Source organism: Streptomyces sp. 2-1 (genome assembly GCF_048564895.1).
In the GTDB taxonomy this organism is placed as follows: domain Bacteria; phylum Actinomycetota; class Actinomycetes; order Streptomycetales; family Streptomycetaceae; genus Streptomyces; species Streptomyces phaeochromogenes.
The window spans coordinates 8993609-9011436 of sequence record NZ_CP183383.1 but is presented as its reverse complement, the minus strand read 5'-3'; the positions used below and the strand labels follow the sequence as shown (position 1 = coordinate 9011436).

The window sequence follows — 17828 nt, the reverse complement described above, 5'->3', positions numbered from 1 at the left end:
ACCCTCGGCCCATGAACAAGCCGCTCGTCGCCCTGCTCAGTGGCGCAGGTGTGTCCACCGACTCCGGGATCCCCGACTACCGCGGCCCCAACGGGCTGTGGCAGCGGGATCCCGAGGCGCAGAAGCTCGTGACGTACGAGTACTACATGGGTGATCCGGAGATCCGGCGCCGGTCCTGGCAGATGCGGCGGAAGAACCGCACGCTGCAGGCGGAGCCGAACGCCGCGCACCTGGCCGTGGCCGAACTGGAGCGGGCCGGGGTGCCGGTCAGGGTGATCACGCAGAACGTGGACGGGCTGCACCAGCTGGCCGGGATGCCCGCGCGCAAGGTGCTCGAACTGCACGGCAGCGCACGGAGTTTCGTGTGTACGAAGTGTCATGCGCGCGGGCCGATGGAGGACGCCCTCGCCCGGGTCGAGGCGGGGGAGGAGGATCCGCCGTGCCTGGAGTGCGGCGGGATCCTGAAGTCGGCGACGGTGTTCTTCGGCGAGCGGCTCGACCCCGTCGTCCTCGGCGAGGCCGTCGCCATCACCAAAGCGTGCCACGTCTTCATCGCCGTCGGCACCAGCCTCCAGGTCCAGCCCGCCGCCGGCCTCGCCGGAATCGCCGCCGACCACGACGCCCGGCTCGTCATCGTCAACGCCGAGCCGACCCCGTACGACGACCGCGCCGACGAAGTCGTCCGGGAGCCGATCGGCACGGCCCTGCCCCGGCTGCTGCGGGGCCTGGCCGACTGATCGGCGGCGGACCGGAGAACGGAGGGAACGGGGAGCAGGGGCAGTCACCCCGCTCAGAACAGTGCGGTGTCTGCCTCTCCCCGCTCGAAGTCCAGAAGCTGCCGCTTGCGTTCCAGGCCGCCGCCGTAGCCGGTCAGGCTGCCGTTGGCGCCGACGACCCGGTGGCAGGGCACGATGATCCCGAGCGGGTTCTTGCCGTTGGCGAGGCCGACCGCGCGGGATGCGTTCGGGTTGCCGAGGGCGTCGGCGAGTTCGCCGTACGAACGGGTCTCGCCGTACGGGATCTTCTGGAGCTGTGCCCAGACGGAGCGTTGGAACGGGGTTCCGTCCAGGTGGAGTTGGACAGTGAACTCCTTCAACTCACCCGCGAAATAGGCCCGTAGCTCGTCGATCGTCTCCGTGAAGGGTGTGTCGTCCGGGTCGCCGAAGGTCTCCTCGGGCGGACGGTGGCGCTGGTCGGTCATGTAGAGGCCGGACAGGACGCCGTCGGTGGCGACGAGGGTGAGCGGGCCGTAGGGGCTGTCGATCACGGTGTGCTGTTTCACTGAAGGTCCTCGGGCCGGAGTCATGCGGGAAGGAAGTTGATCGGGTGGCTGTCGGTCGCCCACAGGTACTGGACGGCGTACGCGCGCCAGGGCCGCCAGTCCGCGGCACGTGCCGTGAGCGCGGCGGGGGTGGACGGCAGGCCCAACTCCTGGGCTGCGCGCCGGACTCCGAGGTCGGTGGGCAGGAACGCGTCGGGGTCGCCGAAGGCGCGCATGGCGATGACCTCGACGGTCCACGGCCCGAAGCCGGGCAGCGCGAGCAGCCGGGCCCGGCTCTCCGCCCAGTCGCTCTCCACACCCAAGTGGAGTGTTCCGTCGGCCAGTTGGCGGACCAGGGTGGTGAGGGTGGCCCGGCGGGTGGCCGGCATGGCGAGGGCCTCGGGGTCGAGGGCCGCCAGCGACTCGGCGGGCGGGAAGAGGTGGGTGAGCCCGCCTTCGGGGTCGTCGACCGCCTCGCCGTGAGCCGCGACCAGACGGGCCGCGTGCGTACGGGCCGCGGCCGTGGAGACCTGCTGTCCCAGCACGGCCCGTACGGCGAACTCGGCCTCGTCGACCGTACGCGGCACCCGGCGGCCCGGCGCCTTGTCGACGAGCGGGGCCAGCAGTGGGTCCGTACGCAGCTGGTCGTCGACCGCGACCGGGTCGGCGTCCAGGTCGAGCATGCGGCGGCAGCGGCTGATGGCGACGGTCAGGTCGCGCATGTCGCTGAGGGTGAGCCGGCAGCCGATGTGGTCGGCCGTCGGGGTGAGCGCGACGACACCGTGACCGTACGGCAGCCGCAGGGTGCGCCGGTACGCGCCGTCGCGCCACTCCTCGACGCCGGGTACGGCGGTGGCGGCGAGGTGGCCGAAAAGGTTGTCGGGGTTGAGCGGTGACCGGAAGGGCAGGCGGAGGCTCAACACCCCTGGCGTGCCTGCCGAGTTGGCGTGGTTCGCCCGGTTCTTCGGGACTCTGGTGCGTAGCTCGCTCGGTGAGAGGGCGAAGACCTCGCGGACCGTGTCGTTGAAGGTGCGGATGGAGGAGAAGCCCGCCGCGAAGGCGATGTCGGCCATCGGGAGCGGGGTCGTCTCGATGAGCAGCCGTGCCGTCTGGGCCCGCTGCGCGCGGGCGAGGGCCAGCGGTCCGGCGCCCAGTTCGGCAAGGAGCTGCCGTTCGATCTGCCGGGTGCTGTAGCCGAGCCGGGTCGCCAGGCCCGGCACGCCCTCGCGGTCCACGATCCCGTCGCCGATCAGCCGCATCGCGCGGGCCACGAGGTCGGCGCGCTGGTTCCACTCGGGCGAGCCGGGGCTCGTGTCGGGGCGGCACCGCTTGCAGGCCCGGAACCCGGCCTGCTGGCAGGCGGCGGCACTCGGGTGGAACGTCATGTTCTCCGGCTTCGGCGGCACGACGGGGCAACTCGGTCGGCAGTAGATCCGCGTGGTCAGCACCGCAGTGAAGAACCACCCGTCGAAGCGGGCGTCCTTCGACTGGACGGCGCGTACGCAGCGCTCGGCGTCGGTGTGCATCCCGTTCTGCATACCTCCCAGCATCGGCCATGGTCATGGCACTGGCTGGCGAGAATCCGACATCTACCTGAGGGCGCCTGTCTCCGCCAGACACCTGCCTCTGCTACCTGAGGACGTCTCCCTCCGCTACTCAAGGAGGCCTCCCTTCGCCCCACCGAGGGTGCCGATCCAGGTGCGGACCGCGGACGCCGTCGTACGGGCGTGTTCCCGGAGGAGGGTCAGATGGTCGCCCGGGACGTCCACACTCTCGTGCGGCAGCGGCCACGAGGTCCGCCAGCGGTCCGCGTCCGGTCCCGCCGCCATCTCCGGCGTGGAGTGCGTGGCCCGGACCAGCAGGGTCGGCGTCTCGACCGGTTCCGGGTCCCAGTCCATGAAGATCCGCGTGTACGCCCCCATGGCGGCGACGCCGGTGTCCTCATACAGGCGGGGTGCGACGGCGGCGGGCAGGGCGAGCAGCCAGTCCTTGCGGCTGTTCTCTTCGTCGATGAGGTACGTGTCGAGCAGGATCTGGCCCGCCGGAGGCGTCCCGAGCCGTTCGAGCTCCCGGGTCAAGGCGTGGGCTGCGGCACCCCCCGTTGACGCTCCCACGAGCACGAAGGGGCGGTCGCCGACGTGCCGCAGCACCGTCTCGGCGTGGGTGCGCGCCAGCGCCTCCCGGTCGACGGGCACGGCGGCGCCCGTGCCGAGGCCCGGGTGCGGGAGTTCCAGTACGTCCCGTTCGCCGTCGAAACAGCGATGGAAGTCGGCGAACTCTCCTCCCGGTACGGCGAAGGGCGGATGGTGTCCGGCAAGGAAGACGAGCACGGGACGGGCGGGGCCCTCGGCCCGGCGGACGGGTGGGAGGGCGTGCGCCCGGCTCTCGTCCGCGCCGAACGTCGGCAGCGCGCGGGACGCCGAGACCAGCATGTGCATGCCCGCGGTCACCTCGCCCTTCGCGCAGAGCGTGCGGTAGAGGGCGGCGAGGGTCTGGGAGGGGCGGGGCACGAGGTCGGTGCGCGTGGCGGTGGGGGCGGGCGCAGGGGTGGGCGCGGGAGCGGGCTGCCTCTTCGGATGCGGGCCGTGAACTGGGCTCTCGTCCGGCCACGGCGTCTGCCTCGGCTCCGGATCCGGCACCCGTTCCTGCGCCTGCGCCTGCGCCTGTTCCTGATTCGGCTCCGGTGCCTCGGGCGTTTCGCCGCTGATCAAGTCGAGCAGATGCCTGGCGAGCGCGTCCGCCGTGGGGTGGTCGAACACCACCGTGGCGGGCAGCCAGAGCCCCGTGGCCGTGGTGAGCCCGTTGCGGAGCTGGACCGCCATCAGGGAGTCGAAGCCGAGGTCGGCGAGGGGCTTGCCGACGGGGAGCGCGTCGCCGTCGGGGTATCCGAGGACCACGGCGACCGTGTCACGCACCAGCGCTGCGAGCGCGCCCTCGCGTTCCTCGTCGGGCAGCCCCGCCAACCGCTCGCGCCATGCGCCCTGCTCCGCCGCGACCTGCGTGCCGCCGCCGACACCAACGCCGGTTCCGATTCCGGCTCCGGTTCCGGTTCCGGTTCCGGAGGTGACCGACGGCCGTCCCGTGCGTACGAGCCCCCGCAACAGCGGTGGTACGGGCCCGTCGGCGGCCCGGAGTACGGCCCGGTCCAGCAGGACGGGCGCGAGGACGGGCTCGTCGGTGCGCAGCGCCGCGTCGAACAGCGCCATGCCCTGCTCCGGGGAGATCGCCCGGACCAGGTCCCGGCCCGTTGCCTCGCGGTGCCGGCCCGCCATGCCGCCGTCGTGCTCCCACAGCCCCCACGCGAGGGAGACGGCGGGCAGCCCCAGCGAGAGGCGGTGGTGGGCGAGGGCGTCCAGGAAGGAGTTCGCCGCCGCGTAGTTGCCCTGGCCGGGCCTGCCGAGCAGCCCCGACGCCGAGGAGAACAGCACGAACGCCGACAGGTCCAGATCACGGGTCAGCTCATGAAGGTGCCAGGCCGCGTCCACCTTGGGCCGCAGCACCGCCGCCATCCGCTCCGGCGTGAGCGAGTCCAGTACGCCGTCGTCGAGCACCCCCGCCGCGTGGACCACGGCGCTCAACGGAGGCTCGCAGAGCCCGATCACCTCGGCCAGGGCGGAACGGTCGGCCGCGTCGCACGCGACCACGCGCACCTCGGCGCCCAACTCCCGCAACTCCGTACGCAGTTCGGCCGCGCCCGGCGCCTTCGGGCCGCGTCGCCCGGTGAGGAGCAGGTGCCGTACGCCGTGATCGGTGACCAGATGCCGGGCCAGCTCCGCGCCGAGCGCGCCCGTGCCGCCGGTGATCAGCACGGTGCCGTGTGGTCCGAAGGCTCCGGTTTCCAGCCGTCCGGCGGCGGAGGTCGCTCGAAGCGGTCCGGCGGAGGCCGCGACGAGCCGCGGTGCCATCAACCGACCGGATTGGATGGAGAGTTGGGGTTCACCGGTAGCCACCGCCTCGGACAGCATCCGCAGGGACTCCGGCCGTCCGTCCACGTCGACCAGGACGACACTGCCCGGCATCTCCGACTGGGCTGTGCGGACGAGGCCCCATGCCGCGGCTCCGGCCAGGTCCGGGACCGGTGCGGTGGCGTCCCGGGTGACGACGAGCAGCCGTGAACCAGCCGCCTGTGGATTGGCCTGCCAGGTCCGCAGTGCTTCCAGGACTCTGGCGGTCAGTTGGTGGGTTGCGGAGACGGGGTCGGGGGTCGCGGCGGGGGTGAGGGCCGTGAGCACTACGACGTCGGACGCAGAAGGCTTCCCCGCCGACGGAACGTACACGGCGAGCCCCAACTCGTCCGGCCCGAGCACCGTCCAGGCCCCGCCATCGGAGTCGGCAGACGGGTTAGCGACCGGGGCCGGGGCAACCGGGACGACCGGCGTCCAGTCGGGCCGCAGCAACGCCCGCCGCACCACGTCGTCCGCCGAATCCAGCTGGCCGCCGGGCAGTTCTCGGGTGACCAGTGACTCGACTCCGGCCACCGGCCGCCCCGCCGTGTCGGCGAGGGTCACCGTGACGGCCCCCGGACTCGTCGGCGTCAGCCGAACCCGTACCTCGGACGCCCCATCGGCGTACAACTGCACACCACTCCACGCGAATGGCAGCCGTACGGAACCCGAGCCTGGCTCGGAGTCGAATCCAGCCTCTGAGCCGGGCCCGGCGAGCAGCATGCTGTGCACCGCCGCGTCCAGCAGGGCCGGATGTATGCCGAAGCGGGCCGCGTCCGGGGTCTGTTCCTCGGGGAGTCGGACCTCCGCGAAGAGTTCCGCTCCCCGCCGCCACATGGCACGGACGCCCTGGAACGCGGGCCCGTAGCCGAGTTCACCGTCCCCCAACGTCTCGTAGGCGTCGGTGAGTTGTACCTCTACGGCGCCTTCAGGAGGCCACACCTTCAGGTCGCTCTCCGACGGGTCTGCCGTTGCCGACGGCGCCCCGCTCATCGCCCCTGTGACATGCCGGGTCCAGCCCTCTTCCGCATCCTCCGACCCACCCGGCTCGTCCGACTCACCCAGCTCGTCCGGCCGCGAGTACACGTCGACGGAACGCCGCCCGGAGTCGTCCAACGGCCCGACCACCACCTGGACCTGCACCCCCGCACCGCCGGACAGCACGAGCGGCGCCACGACCACGAGTTCGTCCAGGCGGGCGCAACCGACCTCGTCTCCGGCGCGTACGGCCATCTCCACGAAGGCCGTCGCGGGGACGAGGACCCTCCCCGCGACCACGTGGTCGCCGAGCCAGGGCTGGGCCACCGTCGAGAGCCGCCCGGACAGTACCGTCCGGTCCGTGTCCGGCACAGTGAACGCCGGGCCGAGCAGCGGATGCCCATGCGCGTCGGACCGGGCCCCGACACCAGCACCCGCACCCGCACCCGCACGGGGAGCGTCCAGCCAGTACCGCCGCCGCTGGAAGGCGTACGTCGGCAGATCGACCCGCCGCGCCCCCGAATCGGCGAACACGGCGGCCCAGTCGACTCCCGCACCGCGCACATGCAGCCGGGCCACGGCCGACAGCAGCGACTCGGCTTCCCGCAAGCCGGACTCGCCCGACAACTGCCCCACGGCCGCGCCGAATTCGGCACCGCCGTCGATGCCGGGACGCGACAGCACACCCTCGGCCGCCGCGGTGAGCACGGGTCCGGGACCGACCTCCAGGAGGGCCCCGACGTCCTCGTTCTCGCCGAGCCACCGCACGGCGTCCGCGAACCGCACCGGCAGACGGGCATGCCGTACCCAGTACTCCGCCGAGCAGAGTTCCCCGGCCTCGGCGTCGGCCGGACGACCCGACACGGTGGAGACCACCGGAATCCGCGGGGATCGGTACGTCAACTCCTCGGCCACGCGCCGGAATTCGTCGAGCATCGGCTCCACCAGCGGCGAGTGGAAGGCATGGCTCACCCGCAGCCGTACGGTCCTCCGCCCACGCTCCGCGAACACGTCGGCGACGGCGAGCACGGCTTCGCGTACGCCGGAGATCACCACGGAGCGCGGCCCGTTCACGGAGGCGATCGCGACCCGGTCCGTGAGACCGAGGTCGGTCAGCACGGGGCCGACCTCGTCCTCGGCCGCGTACAGGGCGACCATCGCCCCGCCCTCAGGCAGCGCCTGCATCAGGCGGCCTCGGGCGGCGACGAGGGCGGCGGCGTCCGGCAGGTCCAGCACCCCGGCGACATGCGCCGCGGCCAGTTCGCCGACTGAGTGTCCGACCAGGAAGTCGGGCCGTACGCCCCAGGATTCCAGCAGCCGGAACAGCGCCACCTCGAAGGCGAACAGAGCGGCCTGGGTGAAGTCCGTACGGTCGAGGAGCGCGGCGTCCGGTGAACCGTCCTGCGCGAACACCACCGTGTGCAGCGGACGTTCGAGCCGTCCGTCGAGTTCCTTGCACACCTCGTCGAAGGCGGTCGCGAAGGCAGGGAAGGAGTCCGCCAACTCCCTTCCCATCCCGATGCGTTGGGCGCCCTGCCCGGTGAACAGGAATGCGGTGCGGATGCCGGGGTCGGCGATGCCCTGCACGTTTCCTGGGGCACGCTCACCCTCCGCGAGGGCCCGGAGTCCTGCCAACTCCCCCTCCCCCGGGGCGATGGCGGCGCGATGCGTCAGCGCCGACCTCGACACGGCGAGCGAAAGGGCGATGTCGGCCGAGTCGGCGGAGGTGAGCGCGGCGGGCCTGGCGGTCAACTCGGCGGCCAGTCGTCGTGCTTGGCCGCGCAGGGCCTGCTCGTCGGCTCCGGAGAGCAGCCAGGGCAGGCGGGGCAACCGGGGCAGTGGCGTCGTACCAGCCGGGTCCGTCACACCGGCCGTGTCCGCCACCCCAGCCGGCTCAGCGTGCTCGGCCGTCTCAGCGCGCTCGGCCGATCGAGCGGGCTGCCGTCGGCCCGTGGGCGGTGCGAGCGGCACTTCCCGGACCGCCGGCGCCGCTTCCCGCACCGCCAACGCCATTTCCTGCCCCGCCGGCGCCTCTTCGAGGATCACGTGGGCGTTGGTCCCGCCGATCCCGAACGCCGACACGCCCGCCCGGCGCGGCCGGTCGGGCGACGACGGCCAGGGCCTGGCAGCGGTCAGCAGCTCCACCCGGCCCGAGGACCAGTCGACGTGCGGGGACGGCGTCTCGGCGTGCAGTGTCGCGGGCAGCTCCTCGTGCCGCATGGCCTGCACCATCTTGATGACTCCGGCGACCCCGGCGGCGGCCTGGGTGTGCCCGAGGTTGGACTTGACCGAGCCCAGCCAGAGCGGCGGCTGCTCCGGGGCGCGGTCCTGTCCGTACGTGGCCAGCAGGGCGCTCGCCTCGATCGGATCGCCGAGCTTCGTGCCGGTGCCGTGCCCCTCCACCGCGTCGACGTCGCTCCCGCGGAGCCCGGCGTCGGCGAGTGCGCGGGCGATGAGCTGCCGCTGAGCCTGGCCGTTGGGCGCGGTGAGCCCGTTGGACGCCCCGTCGGAGTTGACGGCGGAACCCCGCAGCACGGCCAGCACCGGATGTCCGTTGCGCCGCGCGTCGGACAGCCGCTCCAGCAGGACGAGCCCGACGCCCTCGCCCCAGCCGGTGCCGTCCGCCGACGAGGAGAACGACTTGCAGCGGCCGTCGGGCGACAGCCCGCGCTGCCTGCTGAACATGGTGAACGACCTCGGTGTCGCCATCACCGTGACACCGCCCGCCAGGGCCATCGAGCACTCGCCCGCGCGCAGCGCACGCGCCGCCCAGTGCAGCGACACCAACGAGGCCGAGCACGCGGTGTCGAGGGTGATCGCCGGGCCGCGCAACCCGTACGTGTAGGCGATCCGCCCGGAGGCGACGCTCCCGGCCGAGCCCAGACCGAGGTGCGCCTCCAACTCGTGGGGCTCGGTGCCGAATCGGTCGGCGTAGTCGGCGTACATCACGCCGACGAACACGCCCGTGTCGCTGTCGCGCAGGGACGCCGGGTCGATCCCGGCGCGCTCCCAGACCTCCCACGAGGTCTCAAGGAGCAGTCGCTGCTGCGGGTCCATGGCCAGCGCCTCGCGCGGCGAGATCCCGAACAGGCCCGCGTCGAACTCGGCGGCCCGGTGCAGGAATCCGCCACTGCGCGCGTACGACGTCCCGAGGCGGTCCGGATCGGGGTCGTACAGGGCGGCCAGGTCCCAGCCCCGGTCGGCGGGGAACTCCGAGACGGCGTCCCTGCCTTCGGAGACCAGCCGCCACAGGTCCTCCGGCGACTCGACGTCACCGGGGTAGCGGCAGCCCATGGCGACGACGACCACCGGGTCGTCGTCCTCGCCGGGTCCGGCCGCGGAGCTATCGGCACCCGCTGCCCCCGGGGCGAAGAGGACGGTCCGCAGGTGCCGCGCCACCTCGGCGGGCGTCGGGGAGTCGTAGACGAGCGTGGTCGGCAGCCGCAGCCCGGTCGCCGTGCCCAGCCGTTCGATCAGCGTGACGGCGCCCAGGGAAGTGAGCCCCAACTCGATGAAAGGGCGCTCCGCGTCCCGCCGTTCGTACGGCTGCTCGCCGCGGACCTCCGCCGTCACGGAGAGCACGGTCTCGCGCAGCACGCGCTCGCGTTCCTCCTGGGAGAGCGGGGCCAGCCGCTCGCGCAGCGCCGAGGCCGAGGCGCTCAACAGGCCCGGCTTTTCAGGTACTTCGGCTGCGGACACCCCGGCCGTCTCGGGTGTTTCAGGTGTACCGGGCTGGAAACGAAGGTCGGGTGCGGGCCGCGCCAGACCCGGAACAACCGCGCGGCGCGCGATCTTGCCGGACGCCGTACGCGGCACCGCGGCGATCTCGTGGATCTCCGCGGGCACCTTGTGTTCGGACAGCAGCGTGCGGCACGTCCTCAGCACGCGCTGCGGGTCGAGCCCACCGGGACCGGGCACGACGAAGGCGACCGGGACCTCGCCGAGGACGTCGTGCGGGGCGCCCACGACGACGGCGTCGGCCACTCCGGGGCAGCTGAGCAGGGCCTGTTCGATCTCGGTGGGGTGGATGTTCTCGCCGCCGGTGATGATCAGTTCGCTGACCCGGCCGGTGAGGGCGAGATGGCCGTGCTCGACCCGGCGGGCCAGGTCCCCGGTGCGGTACCAGCCGTCCTTGAGCGCGGCGGCCGTCGCCTCGGGCTGGTTGTGGTAGCCGGTCATGAGCCCGGGTCCGCGCACCCACACCTCGCCCTCGTCGCCGTCCGCGACCTCCTGCCCGGAGCGGGGATCGACGAGCCGTACGTCCATGCCGGGCACCGGAAGCCCGCACGAGCCGTCGACCCTGGGCCCGTCCGGCCGGTTCACGGCGATCATCCCGCACGTCTCGGTGCTGCCGTACGCGTCCAGCAGCGGTGCCCCGAGCACCTCCTCGACGGCCCGGGCGAGCGACGGCGGACTGGGCGCGCCCGCGACGACGCAGTGCCGCAGCCCGGTGCGGGCGGGTCCGGCGCTCTCTCCGGCCGCGGACACCAGCCGGTGGTAGGTCGCGGGGACACCGGCCATCAACGTGAAGCGTCCCTCGGACCGATCGTGCACCCCATGCGCCTCGTCGAGTACGCGCAACAGCCCACCGGGCGGGAGGAGTTCCCCAGTGATGTGCGCGCTCGCACCGGTGGCGATGACGCCCATCACGGCGAGCGAGTGCCCGAAACTGTGGAACAGCGGGAGCGGCCACAGCAGCCGATCCCCGGGCGAGAGCCCGATGATCGGCGCGTAACAGGCCTGCGCCGACCAGAGCGCAGTGCGCTGCGTGGACACAACTCCCTTGGGCCGGTGGGTGGTTCCTGAGGTGTAGAGCAGCCAGGCCGGCTCGTCGAGTCCGAGATCGTCCCGCGGCGGTCCGGCGCCCTCGCCCGCCATCGCCGTATCGAGGAGTACGGTCCCGTCGGGGGCCTCCGCTGGAACCGGCCCCACCCCGGTGATCAGCACCCGGAGACGAGCGAACTCCCCACCCAGTCTCGCCAGTTGGCCAAGGTGCGCCCGATCCGTGACGATCACCGAAGCGCCACTGTCCGCCAGCAGGTGCGCGAGCTCCGCGTCGGAAGAGCGGGGATTCAGCAGGACACCGACCCCACTTGCTCGCGTCACGGCAAGGCAACTCTCCACCAGCTCAACGCAGTTGCCCAGCAGAACCGCGACCCGGTCACCCCGGCGGAGCCCCGCCCCCGCCAGGTGACCGGCCAACTTCCCGGTGCGCCGCTCCAGTTCCCCGTACGTCACACCACGCACGGAGTCCGAGAACGCGACCCGGTCACCCGCCCTACCCGCATGCCGCTTGAGCAACTCCGGCACCGGCCGGATCAGTTCGTAGTCGTGCACCATGCCCCACCCCGTACGGTCCCCGAGCCGTTCTCCCCTGCTGTGGCGAGCCTACGTCTCACCAAACACAAGATCGAAAGCATCGGAGACCGGACGGTGGGCGTGTCGCCGCTCCTCGGAGAACTTCGTCGGAGAACTCCGCGCCGTACTACCCGGAGAACTCCCCGCCGCACTACCCGGAGAACTCCCCCGCCGTGGGCCGCCGCGACGCCGCCATCGCCATGTCGACGTCAGTCAACGGCCGCAACCGGTACGTATAGGAGTAGTCCCGGTCGGCGAAGAGCTTGTACTCGTCGTGCGTGTGCGCGCCCCAGCTGTTGTCGCCGCCCACCCCCATCTGCCGGTGGTTCAGGCGGAGTACGACCTCGTCGCGCGGGGTCAGCTGGTAGTCGTGGCGCGTGCCGACCGACAGGTCCTCGGGTGTGAAGTGCGAGGCGTTGACTTCAAGGAGAGGTTCGCCGGAGACGAGCAGTCCGGCGCCGCCGCGGTCGGTCAGGGCGGCCCAGCGGACGTCGGTCTTGTTGCCGTTCTCCTGCGGGCGGATGTAGGACGTCCACTGCCCGGAGACGGTCCCGGAGTAGAGGCCCACGTCGGTGCCGGTGTTGCGGTCCCAGTGGTTCTCCTCGGGGCCGCGGCCGTAGTAGTGCAGGCGCTCCAGCCGGCCCGGCAGGAACAGCAGGGTGCCGACCTCCGGGATGTACGGCAGGTTCGCCGCACCGGGGTGCAGGGTGTTGTCGACCCTGATCTCGCCGTTGCCGAAGACCGTGTACGTGGTGGTGTACGTCGATTCGGTGGTCGTGGGCAGGGTCCCGGCGACCTTGATCTCGACGGCCCGGTCGCGCAGGGCTCGCACGCTGACGTCCGTCACCTTCCGCAGGGTCCCCGCGTCGCGCCAGGTCTGGTTGCGGACATGCTGGCCGTTGCCCCTGTCGTTGTCGATCGGCGCCCGCCAGAAGTTCGGCACGGGCCCGGAGGTGATCAGTCGGGTGCCGCGGGCCTCGTACGACGTGATGACGCCCGTGCGCTTGTCGACGGTGACGGAGAAGGACTTGCCCTTCACCACGATGGACCGTTCGCCGTCCTGGTGGCTCAGGGCGGGGACGCGCTCCAGCGGAACGGGCCGTACGGCCGGGCTGTCGGCGTCGACCGGGAGCTGCTTCTTGGCCACCTCGAAGCCGGCCTTCGCCCACTTCGTGCGTTCCTTGGTGGTGAAGGACAGGTGCAGGAAGTACTCCGCGCCGGGCGCCGGGTCGGCCGGCAGCCTGAAGGGCACGGTGACGTCCTTGCTGCTGAGCGGCGGAACGTCCAGCTGGGCGCGGCTCAGCTTCCCGCGCCGTACGACCTCGCCGTCTTCGACCAGGCTCCAACTTCCGTCGAATTCACGGAGGTTGGTGAACAGGTACTCGTTGGTGAGGGTGACCGCGGCTCCGGCGGCGAGGGATTTGCCGGACGCCGGTGCAGCGTTGATCGCCTGGTAGACCTGCTTGACCTCCGCGGCCTTGCCCGTGTGTCCGCGGTCGGCGGTGACGATGCCGTCCGCGACGAAGGCCCCGTCGTTGGGGTGGTCGCCCCAGTCGCCGCCGTACGCGAAGAACGTGCGCTCCTTCGGCCGTTTCTCGGTGACCTTGACGGTGGCCGCGTCGAACCAGAACCGCACCCCGTCGTCGCCGGGTCCGCGCCCGTCCGAGGCGAGTTCGGTCGCGGACAGGGCGCGGGCGTACACGCGCGCCCGCCGGATCGTGCCGCTGAACTCCCGGGTCGGGTTGTCGACGTCGGTGGCGAGCGACAGTGGTGCGGTGTTGTTTGCGGGCCGCCGGGTGGTGGTCCTGGTGGCCTTCGCCGCGCCGTCGACGTAGAGGGTCAACGCGCCCGCGTCCGCGTCGAAGACACCCGCGACGTGGTGTTCCTTGCCGGTCCAGTCGTCCGGCAGCGCCCAGTTCGCGGTGATCCACTGGCCGCCGCCGTGGATGAAGAACTCCAGGGTCCTGTCCGACTGCTTCAGGGCGTACTGGGTGTCGCCCTTGGCGATGAGCGGCTGGTGATAGCCGGTCACGGACGGGGTGACCCAGGCCTCCAGCGTCAGCGAGCCGGTGATGTCCAGGCCGGTGTCACGGGCGAAGACGGTACTGCCGGACAGGCCCTTCTCGCGGTCGAAGGTCGCGCTGCCCGCCTGGATCTCACCGCGCACCCTGCCGGGCCCGGCCTCGGTGAACAGCACCCGCCTCGGGGTCGGCCAGCTCAGTGACTGGTCGACGAAGTCCCAGATCCAGCCGCCCTGGAGGACGTCGTGGCGGCGGATGAGGTCCCAGTACTTCTGGAAGTTGCCCGTCGAGTTCCCCATCGAGTGGGAGTACTCGATCATGACGTACGGGCGAGTGTCGGCGGTGTCCTTCGCCCGCTGCTCGACGCGCGCGGGGCTGTCGTACATCTCCGAGCGGATGTCGCTGATCCCCGGGCGGTCGTCGCCCTCGTACTGGATGACACGTGTCGGATCGTAGGAGCGGATCCAGTCGTGCATGGCGACGAACGTGCTGCCGCCGCCCGCCTCGTTGCCGAGGGACCAGATGACGACGGAAGCGTGGTTCTTGTCCCGGTGGACCATGTTCTGGGCGCGGGACACACACGCCCTGCTCCAGTCGGCGTGGTTGCCCGGGTACTCGCCGCGGATGCCGTGGGTCTCGAGGTTGGTCTCGTCGACGAGGTACAGGCCGTACTCGTCGGCGAGTTCGTACCAGAGCGTGTTGTTGGGGTAGTGCGAGGTGCGGACCGTGTTGATGTTCAACCGCTTGACGATCTCCATGTCCCTGACGAGGTCCGCCCTGGTGAGCGCGGTGCCGCGGTCGGGGTGCATCTCGTGCCGGTTGGTGCCCCGGAAGGAGACGGGTCTGCCGTTGATGCGCATCAGCCCGCCCTTGAGCGCGAACTCGCGCAGGCCGACCCGGTGCGAGAGCGTCTCGACGACCTTGCCCGCCGGATCGCGCAGCCGCAGCACGGCCGTGTAGAGGTACGGGTCCTCGGCCGACCACAGCTTCGGCGCGGGCACGGCCCTGGCGGCCTGTACGGTCACGTCCTCGCCGGCCGGGGCCGAGCCGAGGTCGACGGTCTGCTGCAGCGGACGGGACCAGACGGCGTGCCCGCGCGCGTCGTAGAGCTGCGTCTCGACGGAGTACCGCCCACTGCCGCCACCGCCGGCCTTGCCCTTGGCGTCTCCGTAGGCGCGCACGCTCGCGGTGACCGACAATTCGGCGGCCTTGTAGTCGTCGCTCAGCGGGGTGTCCAGCTTGAAGTCGCGCAGGTGCACGGCCGGCGTGGAGTACAGATGGACCGAGCGGAAGATGCCGCTCAGCCGGATCATGTCCTGGTCCTCCAGCCAGTCGCCGTCGGAGTAGCGGTACACCTCCACCGCGATCTGGTTGGTGCCGCGCTTGAGGTGCGGGGTGATGTCGTACTCGGCGGGGACGTAGGAGTCCTCGCTGTAGCCCACCAACTCGCCGTTGATCCACACGTAGTGGGCGGACTTCACGCCCTCGAAGTGCAGAAACGTCCGCCGCCCGTCCCATCCCTCGGGGACGGTGAAGGTGCGCCGGTACTGGCCCACGGGGTTGTAGCGGGTCGGGGCGGCCGGCGGCTGCGGCTCCTCGCCCAGGCCGTTGGGGCCCCAGTAGGGATACGTGATGTTGATGTAGATCGGGAAGTCGTAGCCGTGCACCTGCCACGCGGAGGGGACCGGGATGGTGTCCCAGGAGCTGTCGTCGACGTCCGTGCGGTGGAAGTCGGTGTCCCGGTCGTCGGGGCGGTCGGCGTAGGCGAACTTCCACTTACCGTCGAGGCTCATCCGGTACGGCGAGCGCGTACGGTCGCCGGCCAGCGCCTGTCCGACGTCCGCGTACGGGGTGAGTGTGGTGTGGGGCGGCTCGGTCCCCACCCGGAAGACGTCGATGGCGCCGTTCCACTCCGGTGTGCCGGCTGCGGCCCCGGGCCTTTCGGCGGCGTGCGTCGGGGCTGACGACGCGGGCAGGGCGAGCACACCGAGGACGGCGGCCCCTCCCTCAAGCAGTCGACGGCGGCTGACGGGGGGCATCTGGGCGTGCGGGTGCGGCATGACTGTGGCCTTCCTCGGTACGACATGTGGGGGTGCGCGAACTGAGGGAGCGTCAGCTCTGTCGAGCTGGTCGAAGCGACTGACAGACGGAAGTTGATGTCAGGACAGAATGCGACCGCTGAGGACAAAGACACGTACTGAGCCACAGAAAACCCTAAGACCCGAACACAATCGGAGCAATGACCCTGTCGGACTTTGTGTGATCCTGAGGGCTGACGGGTCATGAGTTGGCCCGCGGGCTGACGGGCAAGAAGCCCGGCGGCGGCCCTCGGACCCTCAGGGCAGGTCAGCGAGCCTGCGCGGTGAATGCCTCGTACGCCCGCTCGTCGAAGAGGACGAACCTGGCCTCGGTGACCGCCGTCTCGGTGTCCCGTACCGTCCCGACCGCGATGCGGGCGGCGTCGTCCATCGGCCAGCCGTAGATACCGGCGGAGACGGCCGGGAACGCGACGGTCCGCGCGCCCAGTTCGTCGGCGACCCGCAGCGACTCCCGGTAGCAGGAGGCCAGCAGCTCCGAGCGGTCCTCGCTCGGGCTGAAGACGGGGCCGACCGTGTGGATCACCCAGCGCGCGTCCAGCCTGCCCGCCGTGGTGGCGACGGCCTGGCCCGTACGCAGGCCCTTGCCGTAGTGGCCGGCGCGGAGCTTGCGGCACTCGGCGAGGATCTCGGGGCCGCCGCGCCGGTGGATGGCGCCGTCCACGCCCCCGCCGCCCAGCAGGGAGGAGTTCGCCGCGTTGACGATCGCGTCCACGCTCTGCCGGGTGATGTCGCCCTGGACGAACTCGATGGCGGTCATGACTGGCGCAGTCTCCTCCACACGGCCTTGGCCGCGTTGTGCCCCGACATGCCGTGCACGCCGGCGCCCGGCGGGGTGGCCGAGGAGCAGATGAACACGGCCGGGTGCGGGGTGCTGTACGGGAACAGGGACAGCTTGGGGCGCAGCATCAGCTGGAGGCCGGAGGCCGCGCCGCAGGCGATGTCGCCGCCCACGTAGTTGGCGTTGCGCGCGGCGAGTTCGGGCGGGCCCGCCGTGGCGCGGGCGAGGACGCGGTCCCGGAAACCGGGCGCGAACCGCTCCAGCTGGCGCTCCATCGCGTCCGTCAGGTCCCCGGTCCAGCCGTTCGGCACATGGCCGTACGCCCAGAACACGTGCTTTCCGGCCGGTGCCCTGGACGGGTCGACGACGCTCGGCTGCACGGTGATCAGGAACGGCGCATCCGGGGCACGGCCCTCCCGGGAGGCCGCGCGCAGGGCGGTTCCGATCTCCTTGCTGCTCGCGCCGATCTGGACCGTGCCGGCGGCCCGGGCTTCCTTCGCGGTCCACGGCACCGGTCCGTCGAGGGCGTAGTCGACCTTGAAGACGCCCGCCCCGTACCGGAACCGCTCGTAGTACCGCCCGAAGCCCGCGATACGGGCCAGCGCGGTGGGCGAGGTGTCGAAGATGTACGCGCGCGCGGGCGGCAGGTCGTCGAGACGCTTGACCTCGTAGTCGGTGTGGACCGCGCCCCCGAGGTCCTTCAGGTACGCGGTCAGCGCGTCGGAGATCGACTGGGAGCCGCCGCGGGCGACGGGCCAGCCCCGGGCGTGGGCGGCCAGCGCGAAGACCAGGCCGACCGCGCCGGTGGCGATCCCGCCCAGCGGGGCCATGACGTGCGCGACCAGGCCGGCGAACAGGGCCCTGGCCCGGTCGTCACGGAACCGGCGCATCATCCATGTCGAGGGCGGCAGTCCGGCCAGACCGAACCGGGCGAGGGTGACCGGGTCGCGCGGCAGCGCGGTGAGCGGCAGGGACATGAAGTCACGCGCCAGGGTGTCCCAGGTGTGCGTGAACGGCTCGACGAGTCTGCGGTACGTGCCCGCGTCACGCGGTCCGAACGAGGCGGCCGTCTCCGCCACGGAGCGGGACAGCACGGCGGCCGTGCCGTCCAGGAAGGGGTGCGCCATGGGCAGTTCGGGCTGCAGCCACTCCAGGCCGTACCTCGCCAGCGGCATCGCGCGGAACGCGGGCGAGTTGATGCCCAGGGGATGCGCGGCGGAGCACGGGTCGTGCCGGAAGCCGGGCAGGGTCAGCTCCTCGGTGCGGGCGCCTCCCCCGACCGTGTCGCGCGCTTCGAAGACGGCCACGGAATAGCCGCGCCGGGCCAGCTCCACGGCAGCCGTCAGTCCGTTCGGCCCCGCACCCACCACGACGGCATCGAGCATCGAC

Annotated in this window: 7 protein-coding genes; 1 reads left to right on the top strand and 6 read right to left on the bottom strand. The window is 71.9% G+C overall.

The annotated features are described in order from the left end of the window. Positions 1–11 precede the first annotated feature (11 nt). A complete protein-coding gene (locus ACN20J_RS39550) occupies positions 12–737 on the top strand; it encodes an SIR2 family NAD-dependent protein deacylase (RefSeq protein WP_361901810.1) in 726 nt (241 codons plus the stop codon). A gap of 53 nt (positions 738–790) precedes the next feature. Here the strand turns inward: ACN20J_RS39550 and ACN20J_RS39545 are convergent, their stop codons facing one another. From ACN20J_RS39545 to ACN20J_RS39520, 6 genes are all read right to left on the bottom strand, one after another. Continuing rightward, a complete protein-coding gene (locus ACN20J_RS39545) occupies positions 791–1282 on the bottom strand; it encodes a methylated-DNA--[protein]-cysteine S-methyltransferase (RefSeq protein WP_419667779.1) in 492 nt (163 codons plus the stop codon). 20 nt (positions 1283–1302) lie between these two features. Then, a complete protein-coding gene (locus tag ACN20J_RS39540; protein WP_419669038.1) occupies positions 1303–2787 on the bottom strand; it encodes an AlkA N-terminal domain-containing protein in 1485 nt (494 codons plus the stop codon). A 126-nt stretch (positions 2788–2913) separates the two neighbouring features. Further along, the gene (locus ACN20J_RS39535; RefSeq protein ID WP_419667778.1) at positions 2914–11523 is read right to left on the bottom strand and encodes a type I polyketide synthase; all 8610 of its coding nucleotides are present in this window, start codon (positions 11521–11523) and stop codon (positions 2914–2916) included. Positions 11524–11692: 169 nt separating this feature from the next. Beyond that, complete coding sequence (locus ACN20J_RS39530) at positions 11693–15622, bottom strand: glycoside hydrolase family 2 TIM barrel-domain containing protein (protein ID WP_419667777.1); 3930 nt, start codon at positions 15620–15622, stop codon at positions 11693–11695. Positions 15623–15908: 286 nt separating this feature from the next. Beyond that, entirely contained in the window at positions 15909–16418 is a 510-nt protein-coding gene (locus ACN20J_RS39525) for an O-acetyl-ADP-ribose deacetylase (protein ID WP_189840874.1), read from the bottom strand. Then, positions 16415–17824, bottom strand: coding sequence for a phytoene desaturase family protein (locus ACN20J_RS39520; protein WP_189841027.1), 1410 nt, complete (start codon positions 17822–17824; stop codon positions 16415–16417). Before ACN20J_RS39520 ends, ACN20J_RS39525 begins: the two co-directional genes overlap by 4 nt. Positions 17825–17828: the final 4 nt, after the last annotated feature.

What these genes read in the sequence shown, in the direction of transcription:
- ACN20J_RS39535 (WP_419667778.1), bottom strand. Translation starts at nt 11,523, where the DNA reads ATGGTGCACGACTACGAACTGATCCGGCCGGTGCCGGAGTTGCTCAAG.
- ACN20J_RS39530 (WP_419667777.1), bottom strand. Translation starts at nt 15,622, where the DNA reads ATGCCGCACCCGCACGCCCAGATGCCCCCCGTCAGCCGCCGTCGACTG.
- ACN20J_RS39540 (WP_419669038.1), bottom strand. Translation starts at nt 2,787, where the DNA reads ATGCACACCGACGCCGAGCGCTGCGTACGCGCCGTCCAGTCGAAGGAC.
- ACN20J_RS39550 (WP_361901810.1), top strand. Translation starts at nt 12, where the DNA reads ATGAACAAGCCGCTCGTCGCCCTGCTCAGTGGCGCAGGTGTGTCCACC.
- ACN20J_RS39525 (WP_189840874.1), bottom strand. Translation starts at nt 16,418, where the DNA reads ATGACCGCCATCGAGTTCGTCCAGGGCGACATCACCCGGCAGAGCGTG.
- ACN20J_RS39520 (WP_189841027.1), bottom strand. Translation starts at nt 17,824, where the DNA reads ATGCTCGATGCCGTCGTGGTGGGTGCGGGGCCGAACGGACTGACGGCT.